The 17698-nt window shown below is 72.2% G+C and carries 17 protein-coding genes; 3 read left to right on the top strand and 14 right to left on the bottom strand.

Translation table 11 applies throughout. The features are described 5' to 3' along the window. Nucleotides 1–112: 112 nt before the first annotated feature. Together AAC134_RS21455 and AAC134_RS21450 are read right to left on the bottom strand one after the other, a co-directional pair. Nucleotides 113–1033, bottom strand: a complete 921-nt coding sequence (locus tag AAC134_RS21455; protein ID WP_339951409.1) for a DUF58 domain-containing protein — start codon at nucleotides 1031–1033, stop codon at nucleotides 113–115. Then, nucleotides 1030–2055, bottom strand: a complete 1026-nt coding sequence (locus AAC134_RS21450; protein WP_339951407.1) for a MoxR family ATPase — start codon at nucleotides 2053–2055, stop codon at nucleotides 1030–1032. The genes AAC134_RS21455 and AAC134_RS21450 overlap by 4 nt, the downstream gene beginning before the upstream one ends. Nucleotides 2056–2215: 160 nt before the next feature. Here AAC134_RS21450 and AAC134_RS21445 point away from each other — a divergent pair, with 160 nt between their 5' ends. Next, on the top strand, nucleotides 2216–2845 hold the full coding sequence (locus AAC134_RS21445; RefSeq protein ID WP_339951405.1) for a DUF1285 domain-containing protein: 630 nt from the start codon (nucleotides 2216–2218) through the stop codon (nucleotides 2843–2845). Nucleotides 2846–2870: 25 nt separating this feature from the next. Here AAC134_RS21445 and AAC134_RS21440 read toward each other — a convergent pair whose 3' ends face one another. The 5 genes from AAC134_RS21440 to AAC134_RS21420 form a co-directional block, all read right to left on the bottom strand. Beyond that, complete coding sequence (locus tag AAC134_RS21440) at nucleotides 2871–3629, bottom strand: ABC transporter ATP-binding protein (protein ID WP_339951403.1); 759 nt, start codon at nucleotides 3627–3629, stop codon at nucleotides 2871–2873. Further along, nucleotides 3622–4641 carry a branched-chain amino acid ABC transporter permease gene (locus AAC134_RS21435; protein WP_339951401.1) on the bottom strand — a complete coding sequence of 340 codons (1020 nt, stop codon included), beginning with the start codon at nucleotides 4639–4641 and terminating at the stop codon, nucleotides 3622–3624. The genes AAC134_RS21440 and AAC134_RS21435 overlap by 8 nt, the downstream gene beginning before the upstream one ends. Continuing rightward, entirely contained in the window at nucleotides 4634–5554 is a 921-nt protein-coding gene (locus AAC134_RS21430; RefSeq protein WP_339951399.1) for a branched-chain amino acid ABC transporter permease, read from the bottom strand. The genes AAC134_RS21435 and AAC134_RS21430 overlap by 8 nt, the downstream gene beginning before the upstream one ends. Further along, on the bottom strand, nucleotides 5551–6015 hold the full coding sequence (locus AAC134_RS21425) for a GNAT family N-acetyltransferase (RefSeq protein ID WP_339951397.1): 465 nt from the start codon (nucleotides 6013–6015) through the stop codon (nucleotides 5551–5553). Before AAC134_RS21425 ends, AAC134_RS21430 begins: the two co-directional genes overlap by 4 nt. A gap of 79 nt (nucleotides 6016–6094) precedes the next feature. Then, nucleotides 6095–7243 (bottom strand): ABC transporter substrate-binding protein, encoded by a 1149-nt coding sequence (locus AAC134_RS21420; protein ID WP_339951395.1) that lies wholly within the window; start codon nucleotides 7241–7243, stop codon nucleotides 6095–6097. Nucleotides 7244–7363: 120 nt separating this feature from the next. Between AAC134_RS21420 and AAC134_RS21415 the strand changes: the two genes are divergently transcribed. Next, complete coding sequence (locus AAC134_RS21415; protein WP_339951393.1) at nucleotides 7364–7780, top strand: CAP domain-containing protein; 417 nt, start codon at nucleotides 7364–7366, stop codon at nucleotides 7778–7780. A gap of 309 nt (nucleotides 7781–8089) precedes the next feature. Here the strand turns inward: AAC134_RS21415 and AAC134_RS21410 are convergent, their stop codons facing one another. Further along, a complete protein-coding gene (locus AAC134_RS21410; RefSeq protein ID WP_339951391.1) occupies nucleotides 8090–8968 on the bottom strand; it encodes a CoA ester lyase in 879 nt (292 codons plus the stop codon). Between the two features lie 335 nt (nucleotides 8969–9303). Between AAC134_RS21410 and AAC134_RS21405 the strand changes: the two genes are divergently transcribed. After that, on the top strand, nucleotides 9304–9789 hold the full coding sequence (locus tag AAC134_RS21405; RefSeq protein WP_339951389.1) for a hypothetical protein: 486 nt from the start codon (nucleotides 9304–9306) through the stop codon (nucleotides 9787–9789). A gap of 268 nt (nucleotides 9790–10057) precedes the next feature. Here AAC134_RS21405 and AAC134_RS21400 read toward each other — a convergent pair whose 3' ends face one another. The 6 genes from AAC134_RS21400 to AAC134_RS21375 form a co-directional block, all read right to left on the bottom strand. Beyond that, nucleotides 10058–11260 carry an acetyl-CoA C-acetyltransferase gene (locus AAC134_RS21400; RefSeq protein ID WP_339951387.1) on the bottom strand — a complete coding sequence of 401 codons (1203 nt, stop codon included), beginning with the start codon at nucleotides 11258–11260 and terminating at the stop codon, nucleotides 10058–10060. Between the two features lie 165 nt (nucleotides 11261–11425). Further along, nucleotides 11426–12250: an ABC transporter permease subunit gene (locus AAC134_RS21395; protein ID WP_339951385.1), complete on the bottom strand. Its 825-nt coding sequence runs from the start codon at nucleotides 12248–12250 to the stop codon at nucleotides 11426–11428. Nucleotides 12251–12272: 22 nt separating this feature from the next. Continuing rightward, nucleotides 12273–13142: an ABC transporter permease subunit gene (locus AAC134_RS21390; protein ID WP_339951383.1), complete on the bottom strand. Its 870-nt coding sequence runs from the start codon at nucleotides 13140–13142 to the stop codon at nucleotides 12273–12275. Nucleotides 13143–13311: 169 nt separating this feature from the next. After that, nucleotides 13312–14454 carry an ABC transporter ATP-binding protein gene (locus tag AAC134_RS21385; protein WP_339951381.1) on the bottom strand — a complete coding sequence of 381 codons (1143 nt, stop codon included), beginning with the start codon at nucleotides 14452–14454 and terminating at the stop codon, nucleotides 13312–13314. A 4-nt stretch (nucleotides 14455–14458) separates the two neighbouring features. Continuing rightward, complete coding sequence (locus AAC134_RS21380; RefSeq protein WP_339951379.1) at nucleotides 14459–15562, bottom strand: polyamine ABC transporter substrate-binding protein; 1104 nt, start codon at nucleotides 15560–15562, stop codon at nucleotides 14459–14461. Nucleotides 15563–15760: 198 nt separating this feature from the next. After that, nucleotides 15761–17524: a glycosyltransferase family 39 protein gene (locus AAC134_RS21375; protein WP_339951377.1), complete on the bottom strand. Its 1764-nt coding sequence runs from the start codon at nucleotides 17522–17524 to the stop codon at nucleotides 15761–15763. Nucleotides 17525–17698 lie beyond the last annotated feature (174 nt).

The following is a 17698-nucleotide window of genomic DNA, read 5'->3' as shown; positions in this document are numbered from 1 at the left end:
CCCTGCCCGGCCGCAGCCGGCGCCTGCGCCCGCCTGAGCGGCGTCGTCCCCCGCGCGGGCGAGCCCGGGTGGGTGGGCGGGGGGCTTGCCCGCGCGGGGGACGACGCCGCGGTCACGCGTCCCCGATGGCGGCATAGAGCCAGAGCAGGGCCTTTCTGGGGCTTTCGTCGGTGCGGTGGATCAGGCAGCGCCAGCCGCAGTTGCGCGCGGTGTCCATCAGGTCGGCGCGCCGGGCGGCCAGTTTCTCCAGATACGCCTCGCGCAGGCCGCGGGCGCGATGCGTCTCGAACTCCACCGTGCCGCCCAGCGAGCGCAGCACCAGGCGACCGTCAAAGGGGAAGCTCTCCTCGGCCGGATCGACGATCTGCACGTAGGCGCCCGAGACGCCGCGCTCGGCCGCGTGGATCAGGGCGGGAAAGATCTCCTCCCGCGGGCCCATGAAATCGGACAGGAACACCGCCTTGCCCCCGGCGGCGAGCGCCGTGCGCGGCGGCGCGCCGAAGTCGGGCCGCGTCTCCTCGGGCGCGGCCCTGGCGAGTTCGATCGCCATCCGCATCAGCTGCGGCTCGCCGGTGGCCGGGCGCTCGGCGAGCGTGCCGAGCAGGCTCGTGCGCTCGCCTCCGCGGATCAGCAGCACGCCCAGCGCCAGCGCCAGCAGGCGCGCCCGCTCGCCCTTGGTGCGCGGCGCGTGATCCGAGACATAGTCCATCGCGCGCGCCGGATCGGCCCAGATCGAGACGGTCTGCGCCGCCTCCCACTCCATCTCCCGGATGTAATGCGCGTCCGAGCGGCCCGAACGGCGCCAGTCGATGGCGGTGGCGGGGTCGCCGGGCATGGCGTGGCGATACTGCCAGAAGGTCTCGCCGGGACCGGATCGGCGGCGCCCGTGCACGCCCGGCACGGTCGAGGCCGCCAGACGCTGCGCCTCGGCCAGCAGCGGCGGCAGCGCGCCCGAGATCTGCTCGGCGTCGCGGCGCAGCCAGGCCGGGCTGCCCCGGTCGGGAGTCGTCGTGGACGCCGGGGCGCGGCTCACGCGACGGCCTCATGTTCGGCGGCGTGGGCGACGAGCCCGTCGATCACCGCCTCGACGGTCTGACCCTCGGCCTTGGCGGCGAAGGTCAGCGCCATGCGGTGCTTCAGCGTCGGGCGGGCCAGCGCGACCACGTCGGCGACCGAGGGCACCAGCCGCTGTTCCAGCACCGCCTTGGCGCGCACCGCCATCATCAGCGCCTGCGCCGCGCGGGGGCCGGGCCCCCAGGCGACCGAGCGGTTGACTGTCTCGGTCGCCTCGGGCTCTCCGGGGCGGGCGCAGCGGACCAGCGTCAGGATCGCGTCCACCACGCTCTCGCCCACCGGCATCCGGCGGATCAGCTTCTGGGCGGCGAGCAGCGAGGCGGCGTCGAACACGCCCTCGGCCACCGCATCGTCGAGACCGGTCGTGGCCATCAGGATCGCGCGTTCGGCGTCGAGCTTGGGGTAGTCGACGTCGATCTGCAGCAGGAACCGGTCGAGCTGCGCCTCGGGCAGAGGGTACGTCCCCTCCTGCTCGATGGGGTTCTGGGTGGCGAGCACATGGAACGGCCGCGGCAGGGGACGGTTGGCGCCCGCGACCGTCACCTCCTTCTCCTGCATCGCCTGCAGAAGCGCGGACTGGGTGCGCGGCGAGGCGCGGTTGATCTCGTCGGCCATCAAGAGCTGGCAGAAGATCGGACCCTGGATGAAGCGGAAGGCGCGCCCGCCATGGGCGTCCTGCTCGAGCACCTCGGCGCCGAGGATGTCGGCGGGCATCAGGTCCGGCGTGAACTGCACGCGCGCGGCGTTCAGGCCCATGACCCCGCCCAGCGTCTCAACCAGCCGCGTCTTGGCCAGGCCCGGCGCGCCGACCAGCAGCGCATGCCCGCCCGAGAGCAGCGCGTTCAGCGCCAGGTCCACCACCGTCTCCTGCCCGATGACGCGCCGTCCGATCTGGGCGCGGGCGCGCCCGAGGGTGGCGCCCAGCGCCTCGATCTCGGCGAGGAGGTCGCCGGGCGTCTCGGGGGCGGGGGCGTCGGTCATGGGGCCTCTCCGTTCAGGGGGCGTGTCGCGACGGCGCGCGTCGCCCGTGCGCCGCGGAGGATTCGGCATCCTGACCGCGACATCCTTTGAAAAGAGTAAGCGCCGGACCTAGCTTGTCCAAGAGCGCCGGCGCCGCGGCGCCGCGAACGGGAGGAGAACCATGGCCGAGACGGATCAAGACCTCGCGAGGCGCCCGTCATCGGAGGCGCCCAACGCCGACGGGCTCGCGAAATCCATCCAGACGCTGGGCAAGAAGCGCGGCCCCGCACCGGTGCACCTGTGGAACCCGCCGTTCTGCGGCGACCTCGACATGCGCATCGCCCGCGACGGAACCTGGTGGTACCTGGGCACCCCCATCGGCCGCCCGGCGCTGGTGGCGCTGTTCGCCAGCGTGCTGCGCAAGGACGGGGACGACTTCTTCCTCGTCACCCCGGTCGAGAAGATCGGGATCACCGTGGACGACGCGCCGTTCGTGGCGATCGACTTCCGGGTCGAGGATCCCGGCGGCCCCGACCAGGCCCTGACTTTCGTGACCAACGTCGAGGACGAGGCCCCCGCCGGCGCCGAGCACCCGATCCGCGTCGCCCGCGACCCCGAGACCGGCGAGCCCAGCCCCTATGTCCTGGTGCGCGCCAACCTCGAGGCCCTGATCGACCGCAAGAGCTTCTACCGGCTGGTCGAGATCTGCGAGCATCAGGAGCGGGACGGCGAAAACTGGTTCGGCGTGCGCTCGGGCGGCGAGTTCTTCCCGATCATTCCCTCGGCCGAACTGCCCGATCAGGACCAGTAAGGGCAGGATCAGGGGGGCGGGCGCCTCAGTCCTCGCCGAGGTAGGCGCGGCGCACCTCCGGGTCGCCGCGGATCGCCTCGACCGGGCCCGAGGCGATCACCCGCCCCGACACCAGCACCGAGATCCGGTCGGCAAGGCGGAAGACGGCGTCCATGTCGTGCTCGACCAGCAGGATCGGCGCCTCGGCCTTCAGCGCCTCGAGCAGGTCGCCGAGCTGGGCCGAGCCCTCCATCCCCAGACCCGCCATCGGCTCGTCCAGCAGCAGGGCCTTCGGGCCGAGCGCGAGGGCGCAGGCGACCTCCAGTAGGCGCCGCTCGCCGTGGGAGAGTTCGGCGGCGGGGATGTCGGCGCGGGCCAGCAGACCGACGCGGGCAAGCGCGGCGTCCGCCGCCTCGCGCAGGGACCGGTCGCGCGACACCGGGCGCAGGAAGCGAAAGCTGGAGCCCTGGCGCGCCTGCGCCGCGATCATCGCGTTGCGCCGGGCCGACAGCGGCCCGGCCAGCGAGGACACCTGGAAGCTGCGCCCCAGTCCCAGCCGCGCGCGCGCCGCGACGTCGAGCGCGGTGACGTCCCGGCCGCCCAGCTCGATCCGTCCCGCGTCGGGCGCGATCCAGCCGGCGATCTGCCCGATCAGCGTGGACTTGCCCGCTCCGTTCGGCCCGATCAGGGCGTGGATCTCGCCCGGGCGCAGGTCGAGGCTGACCGCATCGGTGGCGGTCAGGCCGCCGAACGCCTTGCACAGGCCGTGGACGGCGAGGGCGGGAGCGGGGGCGGGCTCAGCCATCGCGGGGCCTGCCCGCCAGGGCGCCGACGATGCCGCCGCGGAAGAACAGCACCACCGCCAGCAGGGCGAGGCCGAGGAAGAAGGGCCAGCGCTCGGTCGCGCCGCCCAGGAAGGTCTCGAGCAGGACCCAGGCCGCGGCCCCGGCGACCGGCCCCGCCAGGCGCCCGACCCCGCCCAGGATGCAGAACACGATCAGCTCTCCCGACATGTGCCAGGACATCATCGCGGGAGAGACGAAGCCGTTGAGATCGGCGTAGAGCGCCCCCGCCCAGCCGGTCAGCACCGCCGAGATCGCAAACGCGGTCAGCCGGATCGGGAAGGGGCGGATGCCGGCGGTCGCCAGCCGCGTCTCGTTCAGCCGCGCCATGGTCAGCGCGGCCCCGAAGCGCGAGGACACCAGCACACGCGTGATACCCATCGCCACCAGCAGCCCCGCGAAGGCCAGCGCGAAGAAGCTGAGCGGATCGTAGCTGTCGAGCCCGGGAAACCCGTTCCTCACATAGATCGACAGCCCGTCCTCGCCCCCGTAGGCCGGCCAGGAGACGGCGAAGTAATAGACCATCTGCGCAAACGCGAGCGTGATCATGATGAAATAGACGCCCGAGGTGCGCAGGCTGAGCGCGCCGATCGCCAACCCCGCCAGCCCCGCCATCGCCATCCCCGCCAGCCAGATCGGGGGCATCCGGTCGGAGGCCTCGATCACGAAGGGCCAGGAGAAGACCGGCTCGTAGTTCATCGCATGATGGGCGGCTATGCCGGCGGCGTAGCCCCCCAGACCGAAGAAGGCGGCATGGCCGAAGCTGACCATGCCCCCGAAGCCCAGCGCCAGGTTCAGCCCGGCGCCGGCCATCGCCAGGATCGCGATGCGCGAGGCGAGGTTGACGTAATAGGGCTCCCCGGCCGCATCGGCCCAGATCGCGGCGCCGGCCAGCAGGCCCAGCAGCGCGAGGCTGACCAGCGGCTCGCGCCAGGCGGCGCGGCTGCGCGCGGGGGGCGTTGCGGTCTCAGCCATCTGCGGGAAACAGTCCCTTGGGCCGCCAGATCAGCACGCCGGCCATCAGCAGGTAGATCAGGAGGGAGGCCACGGCCGCGCCGACGCCCGAGGCCTCGGAGGGCGGCAGGAAGGCCGCGAAGCCCATCGGCAGGAACACCCGCCCCAGCGTGTCGACCACGCCGACCAGCAGGGCCCCCACCAGCGCCCCCTTGATCGAGCCGATGCCCCCGATGACGATGACCACGAAGGCGAGGATCAGCACGGGTTCTCCCATTCCCACCTGCACCGACTGCAGCGCGCCGACCATGGCGCCGGCAAAGCCCGCCAGCCCCGCGCCCAGCGCGAAGACGGCGGTGTAGAGCACGGCGATGTTCACCCCCAGCGCCCCGATCATCTCGCGGTCGGACTCGCCCGCCCGAATCCGCATGCCCATCCGGGTGCGCGAGATCAGCAGCCACAGCAGCGCCGCGGCCGCGATCCCCGCCCCGATGATCGCCAGGCGATAGACCGGATAGGCCGCGCCTCCGGGCAGCGCCACGGCGCCCTGCAGCGCCTCGGGGACGTCCAGCCACAGGGGCTGCGGCCCGAAGATCCAGCGCGCGCCCTCGGAAAACACCAGGATCAGCGCGAAGGTCGCCAGCACCTGGTCGAGGTGGTCGCGGTCGTAAAGCCTGCGCAGCACCAGCACCTCGACCACCGCCCCCGCGGCGGCGGCGGCCAGCGCCCCGGCGACAAGCCCCAGCCAGAAGGAGCCGGTGCTCCCCGCCACCCAGGCGCAGACGAAGGCGCCGGTCATGAACAGCGAGCCATGGGCGAGGTTGATCAGCCCCATCACCCCGAACACCAGCGTCAGCCCCGCCGCGGCCAGGAACAGCATCACCCCGAGCTGCACCCCGTTCAGCAGCTGCTCGATCAGGAGGGCGCCCGTCATCCCAGCCGCTGCGCCATGCCGATCGAGCGGGGCGCCGCCGGCGCGAAGCCGTGGCGGGCGTAGAGCCGGTCTGCGGGCGGGTCCGCCATCAGGCTGAGGTAGAGCCCGGCCGAAAGTTCCGCCTTCGCGACCTGCATCAGGAACGTCATGATCGCCTCGCCGAGGCCCCGGCCCCGGCACAGGCCCAGGCCCCGGAGCGCGGGCTCGAGCGCGATGTCGGTCACCTGCGCGAAAAGCCCTCCGACACCTACGATCCGGCCCATGCCGACGGCGCGCGGCGGCTCGCCCTGCCCCGCGGTCTCGACCACCACGCCGATCAGCGTGTTGGGCAGGCCGCGCTCGGCGGCGGCGCGGGGACAGGGGCTCAGCCCCGCGGCGTCGCGCAGGCGCAGATAGCCGTCCACACAGGGCGTGCGGCGCGTCAGCCGGGTTGCGACGGCGGGGGAGGAGGCGTCGGTCATCGAGGGTTCCGGAGCGGAGTGGCCCGCCCCCGGCCCCGCGAGGGGGTCGGAGGCGGGCCGGGTCTGGGCGCCGCCGCGCTTACTGCAGCGGGCACTCGGCGGCGTAGACGTCCTGGCGCTGCGAGACCGCAACGCCGATCAGCTTGTTGGTCGGCTTGCCCTCGCCGGCGACCACCTCGCGGACGTAGATGTCCTGGATCGGGTGGTTGTTGTTGCCGAACTTGAACGCGCCGCGCACCGAGTCGAACTCCGCCGCCTTCAGGGCCGCGCGGAAGGCGTCCTTGTCCGAGGGATCGGCCTTGTCGATCGCCGAAAGGATCAGGTTCGCCGCGTCATAGGCCTGGGCCGCGTAGATCGTGGGCGTGCGGTCGTACTTGGCGCGGAACGCCTCGACGAAGGCCTTCGACTTGGCGTTGTCGAGGTCGTGGCTCCACTCGGCGGTGTTCTTCACGCCGATGGCCGCGTCGCCGACGGCGCCCAGGATGATCTCGTCGAAGGAGAAGGCCGGGCCGAACACGGGGATGTCGACGCCCGCGCCCGCGTACTGCTTCATGAACGAGATGCCCATGCCGCCCGGCAGGAAGAAGAACACCGAATCCGCCCCCGAGGCGCGGATCTGCGCGATCTCGGCGGCATAGTCGGTCTGGCCGAGCTGGGTGTAGATCTCGGCGACCGGCTCGCCCTCATAGAGCCGCTTGAACCCGGTCAGGCTGTCCTTGCCGGCGGGGTAGTTGGGGGCGAGGATGAACGGCTTCTCGAAGCCCTGCTCCTTCATGTAGGCGCCCATCGCCTCATGCAGGTTGTCGTTCTGGTAGGCGGCGTTGAAGTAGTTCTCGTGGCAGCCCGCGCCGGCGAGCTGGCTGGGCCCCGCGTTGACCGAGACGTAGAACACCCCCTGGCGCACCGTGCCCGGCACCACGGCCATGGCGAGGTTCGACCAGATGATGCCGGTCAGGATGTCGACCTTGTCCTTCTGGATCAGCTCGTCGGCCAGGCTCTTGGCCACATCGGGCTTCTGGGCGTCGTCCTTCTCGATCACGACGACCTCGGGGTTGCCGGCCTCCTCGACCGCGAGCATGAAGGCGTCGCGGGCGTCGATGCCCAGATGCGAGCCCCCGCCCGAGAGCGTGGTGATCATGCCGATCTTCACTTCGGCCGCGGCGCCGCCCAGCGTTGGCGCGGCCGCGATCAGCGCGGCGATCGCCGCGGAGAGGATGGAGCGTTTCATGGTGTGGTCCCCCGGTTCCCTGTCGGTCTCGATTTGCGCGCAGAATGCCTCGCCGCGCCCGGCAGGGAAAGGCCCCCGGGGCGCCTGGCGGGCGAAGAGTTTCGCGGGGATCGCGGCGCGATGACCCTCGCCCCCCGCCCCTGTCCCGCGCTCGAGGCCGGGATCAACGCCGCGCGGGCCGAGGCGGGCCTCCCCCCGCTCGCCCCCCACCCCGCGCTGACCGCCGCGGCCATGGCCCATGCCGCGGACCTGCTGAGCAACGGCGCCTTCGACCATGCGGGCTCCGACAGCTCCCTGCCGATGGAGCGGGTGATGCGCCAGGCCCTGACCCCGCGGCTCGCCGCCGAGAACATCGCCATGGGCCAGCCCGACGCCGAAGCCGCCGTCGCCGCCTGGCAGGGCTCGCCCGGCCACCGCGCCAACAACCTCGACCCCGCGACCACCCTCATCGGCGCCGCCGAGGCCCGCTACCCCCGTCTCGGCCTCGTCTCCGACGACCAGCCCTTGTGGATCGCCGTCTTCGCCGCCGAATTCTGAGCGCGACGTCTGCCACACGCCCCCGGCGCCCCGCCCGAAACCGCCGCGAGCGCCTGTTCTCCGGAGCCGTCCGTCGCTGATGCCGATCAGAGCGACTCGTCCGCCCCGGTCAGGGATCGCGAAGCGACCCCGAAGGGGCTTGTCCTTGACCGGGGCGGGCGAGTCGCTCAGGCATCAACAGCGAGGGGCGGCTTCGGAGAACAGGCGCGGCCTCTGTTCTCTGGTGAGTTCAGAAGCGGCCTTCCCGCGGCCCCTGGCCGCGCAGCCCGAGCGAGCCCCGCCTCGCGAGGCTCCCCCGGTCGCCCGCCGTCACCCCGCCTGCATCTTCGCGATCGCCTCGGCCTGCGCGATCAGCTTCCTGGCCGTCTCGACATGCAGGTTCTCGACGATCTTGCCGTCGACCACCGCCACGGCCTCGCCCTTGGCGCGGGTCTCTTCGAACGCCGCCACCTGGCGTTTCGCAAGCTCCACATCCGCCTGCGAGGGTCCGAATTCCTCGTTGGCGATGTCCAGCTGGGCGGGGTGGATCAGGGTCTTGCCGTCGAAGCCCATCTCGCGGCCCATCCGGCAGGCCGCGCGATTGCCCTCGGCGTCCTGGTAACCGTTGTAGACCCCGTCGAGGATCGCGAGCCCATAGGCGCGCGCCGCCAGCAGGCACAGGCCCAGCGATGTCGCCACCTCGGCCCGGCCTTCGGTGTGCAGGGCGCCCAGCTCCTTGACCAGGTCGTTGGTGCCCATCACGAAGCAGCCCAGCCGCGGGGTCGCCGCGGCGATTTCCTTGGCGTTCAGAATCCCGATCGGGGTCTCCATCATCGCCCAGATCCTGGTCGAGGCCGGGGCCCCGGCCTTGTCCATCAGCGCCTCGACCGCATGCAGGTCGGCGGCCGAGTTCACCTTGGGGACCACGATCGCGTCCGGCCCCATGCCGGCGAGCGCCATGATGTCGTCCTCGCCCCACTCGGTGTCGAGGCCGTTGACCCGCACCGTCACCTCGCGCAGGCCGAAGCCGCCCTCCTTGAGGGTCTGCGCGACCAGCTCGCGGGCGGCGACCTTCTCGGTCGGGCCGACGGCGTCCTCGAGGTCGAGGATCAGCGAATCGGCCGGCAGGCCGCGGGCCTTCTCCAGCGCGCGGGCCTTGGCGCCGGGCATGTAGAGGACGGAGCGGCGCGGGCGGGCGAGGTCGGACATGAAGGCTCCTGATGGCGCGAAACGTCGGGGTCGGATGGCCTGCGCGGGATAGCCTCCGCGCGGCGGCTGCGCAAGAAGATGGCCCGGGGCGGGGCGCGGGCGCAATTTTTGCGGCGCCGCAGGCGCGGATTAACCTTGTTTTCGTCCTTTGCGCGCATCGTCACGTCAGGCCGTCGCCGGGATCGGCGGCCTCCCGACCCAGCCGCAGGCGCGGGGGCGGGGGGCGACCCCGGCGATCGATCCGTCGACCCGAGCACCGGCGCCTGACCGGATCGGTCGGCGGCTCGGGGGTCCGGGCCCCGGCGGCGCCCGGCGCCCAGCGCAGAGGTGATGCCATGACTCGCGACGCCGAACTCCGCCCCGCCCCTTCCCCCCGCCCCTCCGGCCGGGCGATCGCCCGCGCCCTTGCGCTTGCCGGCCGCGCGATCCGCGCGGCGGGGCGACGACTGACGGGGGGCGTCTCCGCGCCCTCCGGCCTCGCGGCGGCGCTGTCGCTGGGGGTGCTTGCGGCCGCGGCCGTCGCGCCTGCGGAACCCGCGGCGGCCCAGTCTGCGACGCCGCCCGCGACGCCGGTGCAGGGCGCGGCCTGCGGCTCGAGAGCGGAGGTCGTCTCGCGCCTGAAAGCCAAGTATGGCGAGACCCGGCGCGGCTACGGCCTGCAGCGCGGCAAGGCGGTGGTCGAGGTCTACGCCTCGGCCAAGACCGGCTCCTGGACGATCATCATGTCGATGCCCGACGGCCTCGCCTGCCTGGTGGCGGCCGGCGAGAACTGGGCCGCCCCCAGCTCCGAGGCCGCCGAAGCGGTCGGCGACCCGGCCTGACGGGCCGCGCGCACGCTTGCGACGCGGCACGGGCGAAGCGGAAGACAGGGCCGGCGACGGCCCGAGGATTGCGGACCGGGCCGGCCAAGCCCCCGTGGTTTCTCGAATGACGGGGGACAGCCCGGGGGCACGGTCCTTGAGAGGCCCCGGGTCAAGCCCGGGGCGCCCCCGGCCCGGCCGCCATGCGACGTCCGAACCGGGCTCTGGCAGGGTCAGGCGGTCGGCCTGATGGCCCGACGCGCTTCAGGCCGCGGGCGGGCGAGCGGCCTCAGGCCGCCTCGAACACCGCGGCGACGCCCTGGCCGCCGCCGACGCACATCGTCTCGAGGCCGTATTTCGCCCCGCGCCGCTTCATCTCGTGGAGCAGCGTGGTCATGATCCGCACGCCCGTGGCCCCGATCGGGTGGCCCAGCGAGATGCCCGAGCCGTTGACGTTCAGGCGCGGGTCGTCGGCCGACATCCCCCACTCCTTGAGCACCGAGAGGACCTGGCAGGCGAAAGCCTCGTTCACCTCGATCAGGTCCATCTGGTCGAGGGTCAGGCCGTTGCGCTCCATCACCCGCTTTGTCGCCGGCGCCGGGCCGATGCCCATGTGCGAGGGCTCGCACCCCGCCGCGCCCCAGCCGGTCAGGAAGGCCAGCGGCTCGAGCCCCAGCTCCTGCAGCTTGTCCTCGGCCACCACCAGGCAGGCCGCGGCGGCGTCGTTCTGCTGGGAGGCGTTGCCGGCCGTCACCGTGCCGCCCTTGGTGATGGCGCGCAGCTTGGCCAGGCTCTCGGCCGTCGCCTCGGGGCGGATGCCCTCGTCGCGGGTCACCGTGACCGGGTCGCCCTTGCGCTGGGGGACGGCGACGTCGATGACCTCGCCGGCAAAGCGGCCCTCCTCCCAGGCGGCATGGGCCTTGGCGTGGGAGGCGGCGGCGAAGGCGTCGGCGTCCTCGCGCGCGATCTGGTAGTCGCGGGCCAGGTTCTCGGCCGTCTCGATCATCCCCGAGATCTTGCCGAAGCGGTCCTCGGGCTGCGAGCGCTCGCGCCCCCGGTCGAGGCGGTCGTAGAACTGCGCGGTGCCCGTGCGTTTTCCCCAGCGCATGTCGTTGGAGTAGTACTCGATCCGGCTCATGCTCTCGACCCCGCCGGCGAGCACGGCGTCGCAGGCGCCGGTCTGGACCATCATCGCCGCAGTCGCGATGGCCTGCAGGCCGCCGCCGCAGCGACGGTCGAGCTGCATGCCCGGGACCTCGACCGGCAGGCCGGCCGCGAGCGCGATCCAGCGGCCGGTGCAGGGCGTCTCGGAGTTGGCGTAGGACTGGGCGAAGACCACGTCGTCGATGCGCGCGGGGTCGATGCCCGACTGCGCGATCACGGCGCGGGCGGCGGCGCCGCCCAGATCCTCGACCGGAAGGTCCTTGAAGGCGCCGCCGAAGCGGCCGATGGGGGTGCGCAGGGGCGCGACGATGGCGGCGCGACGGGTCACGGGCGTCTCTCCCACGGGTTATGGTCGACTCAGGGTCCCTGCCGGGCGGCAGGGAAGCGGCGCCACCCTACGCCCCCGCGTCGCCCGGCGCGAGGGGGCTGTGCGACGTCCCGGCGCCGCAGGGCGGAACACGGGCGTCACGCGACAGCCCCTGCCCCGCGCGCCTCAGCCCTTGCTGGCCCGCCGCATCCGCCAGGCCGCCAGCCCCACGAAGATCGCCACCAGCACGATCAGCAGGGTGGCCAGCGCGTTGATCTCGGGCGTCACCCCCAGCCGCACCTTGGAGAACACCACCATCGGCAGGGTCGAGGCGCCGGGCCCGGAGACGAAGCTCGCGATCACCAGATCGTCGAGCGAGAGGGTGAAGCTCAGGAGCCACCCCGCAACCAGCGCCGGCGTCATCATCGGCAGGGTCACGTCGAAGAACACGCGGGGCTGGCGGGCGCCGAGGTCCATCGCCGCCTCCTCGACCGAGGTGTCGACGTCGGTCAGGCGGGCCTGCACGATCACCGCCACGAAGGCCATGCAGAAGGTGGCGTGGGCGATGACGATGGTGTCCACGCCCCGCTCGGCCGGCCAGCCCAGCAGCGCCTCCATCGAGATGAAGAGCAGCAGCAGCGACAGGCCGGTGACCACGTCGGGCATCACGATCGGCGCGGTCGCCATGCCCGAGAGCAGCAGCCGCGGCCGGAAGCGCCCGAAACGGGACATCGCGTAGCCGATCAGGCAGCCGAAGATCGTGCCCAGCGTGGCCGAGATCGCGGCCACCTTCAGGCTGACCCAGGCGGCCTGCAGGATCTGGTCGTTCTGCAGCAGCTCGCCATACCATTTCACCGACCAGCCCCCCCAGACCGAGGCCAGCTTGGAGGCGTTGAACGAGTAGATCACCATGATCGCCAGCGGCACATAGAGCACCGCGAACCCGAAGGCCGCCGCCAGCGGCAGGGCAAAGCGCGAGAGGCCGCGGCCGGACATGCGGGAGCCGCTCATCGGGTCAATCCTTCACGCCCCATCAGTCCTTAACCCCCAGCGCGTTGCGCGCGAACATGATCGGCACCACCAGGAAGGCGAGCATGGCGATCGCCACCGCCGAGGCCAGCGGCCAGTCGCGGTTGTTGAAGAACTCGGTCCACAGCGTCTTGCCGATCATCAGCTGGTCGGGCCCGCCCAGCAGCGCGGGGATCACGTACTCGCCGACCGAGGGGATGAAGACCAGCAGGCTGCCCGCGATCACGCCGGGCATCGACAGCGGCAGGGTCACGTCCACGAACGCCCGCCAGGGCTTCGCGCCAAGGTCGTGGGAGGCCTCGAGCAGCGCGCCGTCCAGCTTCTCGAGCGTCGAGTAGAGCGGCAGGATCATCAGCGGCAGGTAGCCGGTGACCATCCCCATGTAGATCGCGAAATCGGTCTGCAGCATGGTGACGGGCCCCAGCCCGACCAGCCCCAGCGCCGAGTTGATGACCCCGGTGGGGCTCATCAGCCCGATCAGCGCGTACATCCGCAGCAGGAAGCTGGTCCAGAACGGCAGGATCACCAGCATCAGCAGCAGGTTCTTCATCGGCGAGCGGGCGATCCACAGCGACATCGGATAGGCGATCAGCAGGCAGATCACCGTCGAGGCCCCCGCCATCCAGATCGAGTTCAGATAGGCCGCGAGATAGAGGTCGTCCTCGAGCAGGTAGCTGTAGTTGCCCAGATTGAGCGTGATCGTCAGCAGCCCCTCGTCCCAGTCGAACAACGAGGTGTAGGGCGGGCGCGCGATGGCGGGCTCGGACAGGCTGACCCGCAGCACCACCAGAAAGGGGATCAGGAAGAACAGGCCCAGCCACAGGGTCGGCGCAGCGATGACCAGGGACCGGCCGCGGCGGAAAAGCCAGTTCATGGGCGGACCCTCCGCAGAAGGCGCGGCGCGGCCGCGGGGGAGGCGACCCGCAGGCCGAGCGCGCCCCGCGGCCGGTTCGGGAATACTTCGCCCCGGGCGCGAGGCGGCCAGGCCCGCCCGCAGGGCGCCCGCAGGCCGTTCGCTCCGGGAAGGCGCGCCCGCGACACGGTCACGACAGCAGCGCCACGCCGGCCTCGGGCGGCCAGGAGATCCAGACCGCCTCCTCCCAGGTCGGCGCGTCCGCGTCGTGGCGGTCGCGGTTGGCGAGCGTCGCGCGCACCCTCTGGCCCGAGGGCAGGACCACGCGGTAGTGGCTCAGCCCGCCCATGTAGGCGATGTCCTCGACGACGCCGCGGGCCGCGCCGCCGACCGGGGTCTCGGGGGCCTCGCGGCGCAGGCGCAGCTTCTCGGGGCGCACGGCGACCCAGACGGTCTGGCCGAGCTGGCAGCTCATGCCGTGGTCGATGTAGATCTCGCCGCCCAGCGCCGGCGAGGCGACGCGCACATGGGCCGACTCGTCCTCGCTCACCGTGCCCTCGAACACGTTCACCGAGCCGACGAAATCTGCGATGAAGCGGTTCTTGGGGTATTCGTAGAGGTCGCGCGGCGCATCCACCTGCACCAGCCGCCCCTGGTCCATGACGCCGATGCGGGTGCCCAGCGTCATCGCCTCCTCCTGGTCGTGGGTGACCACGATGAAGGTGGTGCCCAGCGTCTCCTGGATGTCCATCAGCTCGAACTGGGTCTCCTCGCGCAGCTTCTTGTCGAGCGCGGACAGCGGCTCGTCGAGCAGCAGCGCCTTGGGCTTCTTGGCGAGCGCGCGGGCCAGCGCCACCCGCTGGCGCTGCCCGCCCGAGAGCTGATGCGGCTTGCGGTGCGCGAGATGGTCGAGCTTGACCAGCTCCAGCATCCGCTTCACCTGGGCCTCGATCTCGGAGCGGCCCATGCGGTCCTGCTTCAGGCCATAGGCGACGTTCTTCGCCACGCTCATGTGCGGAAACAGGGCGTAGGACTGGAACATCATGTTGACCGGCCGGTCCCAGGGGGGAACCGAGGTCATATCCTGGCCGTCGATCTCGATCCGCCCCGAATCCAGCGTCTCGAACCCCGCCAGCATCCGCAGCAGGGTCGACTTGCCCGAGCCCGAGCCGCCGAGGAGGCAGAAGATCTCCCCCTCGGCGACGTCGAGGCTGATGTTGTCGACGGCCCGGAAGCCGTCGAAGGTCTTCACCACGTCCGCGATGCGGATGAAGGCGCGATCCGATTTCGGGGCGCGCTGGGTCTGGATCGCGGGCGCGGGCACCTCGGTCATCGCCTTACTGGCCGGTCTTGATCGAGGTCCAGGCCCGATTGACCGTGCGCGAGGTGCGCGCGTCATAGACCACGGCCGTCCACAGCTTCTTCTTGGCCGCCTCGGTGGGGAAGATGCCGGGGTCGGAGGTGATCTCCTCGTCCACCAGCGGCAGCGAGGCGGTGTTGGCGTTGGCGTACCAGACGTAGTTGGTGATGTCGGCGGTGATCTGCGCGTCCATGACGAAGTTGATGAACTTGTGCGCGTTCTCGGGGTGGGGGGCGTCGGCGGGGATCGCCAGCGTGTCCATCCACAGAAGGGCGCCCTCGTCGGGGATCACATAGGCGATCTCGACGCCGTTGTCGGCCTCGTCGGCGCGGTCGCGGGCGATGAACACGTCGCCCGACCAGCCGACCGAAAGGCACACGTCGCCGTTGGCCAGGTCATTGATGTACTGCGAGGAATGGAAGTAGCGCACATGCGGCGAGATGGTCTTGAGCAGCGCCTCGGCCTTCTCGATGTCTTCCGTCTCGGTCGAGCGGGGGTCGAGCCCGAGATAGTTCATCGCCGCCGAGATGATCTCGGTGGGCGCGTCGAGCAGGGTGATCCCGCAGTCGGCGAGCTTGGCCGCGTTCGCCTCGTCGAAGATCAGCGCCCAGGAGTTGGTCGGCGCGTCGGCGCCCAGCCGCTCCTCGACCTTGGCCACGTTGTAGCCGATGCCGGTGGTGCCCCACATGTAGACGACGGCATGCTCGGCGCCCGGATCCCAGGCCTCGAGACGCCCCATCAGCTCGGGGTCCATGTTCTCGAGGTTGGGCAGCTTGGACTTGTCGAGCGGCTGGTAGATCTCGGCCGCGATCTGGCGGGCGAGGAAATCGCCGGTGGGCACCACGATGTCATAGCCGGTCGAGCCGGCCATCAGCTTGGTCTCGAGCACCTCGTTGGAATCGAAGACGTCGTAGGTGACCTTGATGCCGGTCTCCGCCTCGAACTTCTCGATCGTGTCCTCGGCGATGTAGTCCGACCAGTTGTAGACGTTGAGGACGGGCTCCTCCTGCGCCTGCGCGGCCCCGGCGGCGAGGCCGGCCGCGGCGACGGCGAGGACGGAAAGGGCGGTCTTGGAGGTCATTCTGCGGGCTCCCTGTCGGCGGCGCCTGCGCTGCGGGCAGGCCCTGTCGTGGGATGACCATATGGGCGGTCTCGCAAGCGCGAAAGAGGAATTCTGAACAGCTCGCCTCGGGTTGGCGGGGCGGCGACCGCCAGCGCCCGCGCCGCCCGCCCCCGAAGGCTTGGCCCCGGGGGCCTGGCCCCGGGGGCTGCGGGCGGCTCAGTAGCCCTCGAACCCCTCGACCGCCCACAGCACGTAGCGCACGCTGCGGTCGGCATGGGTGGCGAACTCGCCCGAGCCGACGGGGACCGCCCAGGCGAAGCGGTCGGCGATCTCCTGGCCCTGCTCCTCGCTCTCGACCGCCAGCAGCATCAGGCGGGCGTCGCCCGGGGCGAGGCGGGAGCGGAACTCGAAATGGTTCGAGGGGACGCCGTCCGGGTCCCAGACGGCCACGTCCTTGAAGTCCATGCCGCCCTCGAACAGGCACTCGGACAGGCGGCGGCGGTCGTTGGACAGCAGCACCTGCGCGCCCTCGCCCTCCATCGCGCTCAGCGCCGCCTCGCAGAACGGGCCGCCGTTGCGCATCTTCTTGAACGGGTCGGCGAAACGGGGAAGGTCGCGCGCCCAGATGTCGTAGACCCCGCCCAGCGCGAAGACCACGACCACCGCGGCGATGCCGATCCCGGCCTGGACCTTGCCCGCCAGCTCCCCCCAGGACCGCGCCAGCAGCCAGCGCGCGGCGAGGATCGAGCCGCCCACATAGGCCGGCGCCGCCCAGTTGGCGTTGGCCGAGCTGAGGAAGGCCTGCACGCACATCGCAAGCAACAGGGGGGCCGCCGACCAGGCCAGCAGCCGCTCGCGCCAGTCGCCGCGGCGGGCGGGATCGAGGGGCAGCGTGACCAGCGCCGCGACCACGGCCAGGAAGGCGACCGGGCCGATGACCCCCAGCTGCGCGCCCACGAACTCGGCCAGGGCGCCGGGATGGGCCAGGCCGCCGCGCCCGACCTCGGCGTTCTCGCCCAGGTGGGTGACGGTGACAAAGCCATGCGCCGCGTTCCACACGATGTTGGGCGAAAGGACCAGCAGCGCCACCGCCGCCGCCAGCCCCGCCCCGCGCCGGCGCGAGGACGACAGCGGCCCCTCGCGCGAGAAGATCACATAGCCCAGCAGCCCCAGCGGCAGGGCGATGGCGGTATACTTGGCGAGCATCCCCAGGCCCCCGCCCGCGCCGACCAGCGCCCACCACAGCCATGGCTCGGCGGTCTTCGGCCCCGGCTGGACCTCCATCACCCGGACCAGCGCGCAGAGCGCCAGCGCCCAGCCCGCCATCATCACCGGGTCCGTGGTCATCAGCCCGGCCGAGATCGAGACCCCCGGCGCCGCGGAATACAGCAGCGCCGCCCAGAACCCCGTGCGCGCGTCGAACAGGCGCCGGGCGGCCAGGAACACGCCGGCCCCGACCGCGAGGTGCGCCAGCGGCGCGAAGAAGCGCAGCGCGAAGGCGGTGTCCCCCAGCACGCCGGTCGAGACCAGGATCAGCCACCCCACCAGCGGCGGCTTGGAATAGTGGCCCGCGGCCATCTCGCGCCCATAGGCCCAGTACTGCGCCTCGTCGAAATGCACCGGGATCAACCCCAGCGCGTTCAGCGCAAGGCGCAACAGCGCGAGCCCCGCCAGCAGCGCCCAGGCGCGCTTCGACCACACCACGCGCTCGGCCATCGCCGCGGCCGCGCCGCCCCGGCGCCCGCCGCCGCCCTTGCCGCCGCGCGAGGCCCTGCCGCCCGCCTTCGCGCCGGCGCCTCCCTTCGCGCCGGCGCCGGCGCCGGCCGCCGCGCCCGTCTTGCCGGCCTTGCGCCCGCCCGCCGCGCCCTTGGCGGGCGCCGCGTCGCCGGCGGCGTCATCCGCCCGCTCGGCCTTCGCCGCCGCCTTTCGCGGCGCGGAGGTCCGCGCCCGCGAGGGGCTCCTGCTGCTCTGCGCGTTCATGCTGTGTCCGGCTCCCGCGCCGCCGCTCCGGCGCCCCCCGGTTCTGCCAGCGGCGCGCCCCCCGCGCAACCGACCGCGCCCCCCCTCCCCGCTCCAGGCGCCCAGGGCGCAACGCCCGAACACCCCTCGCAAAGCGCCTGTTCTCCGGAGCCGTCTCTCGCGGATGCCGATCAG

It is taken from the genome of uncultured Albimonas sp. (assembly GCF_963977235.1).
GTDB lineage: Bacteria > Pseudomonadota > Alphaproteobacteria > Rhodobacterales > Rhodobacteraceae > Albimonas.
The sequence above is the reverse complement of the archived record's forward strand: the minus strand, read 5'-3'. Positions and strand labels throughout refer to the sequence as shown.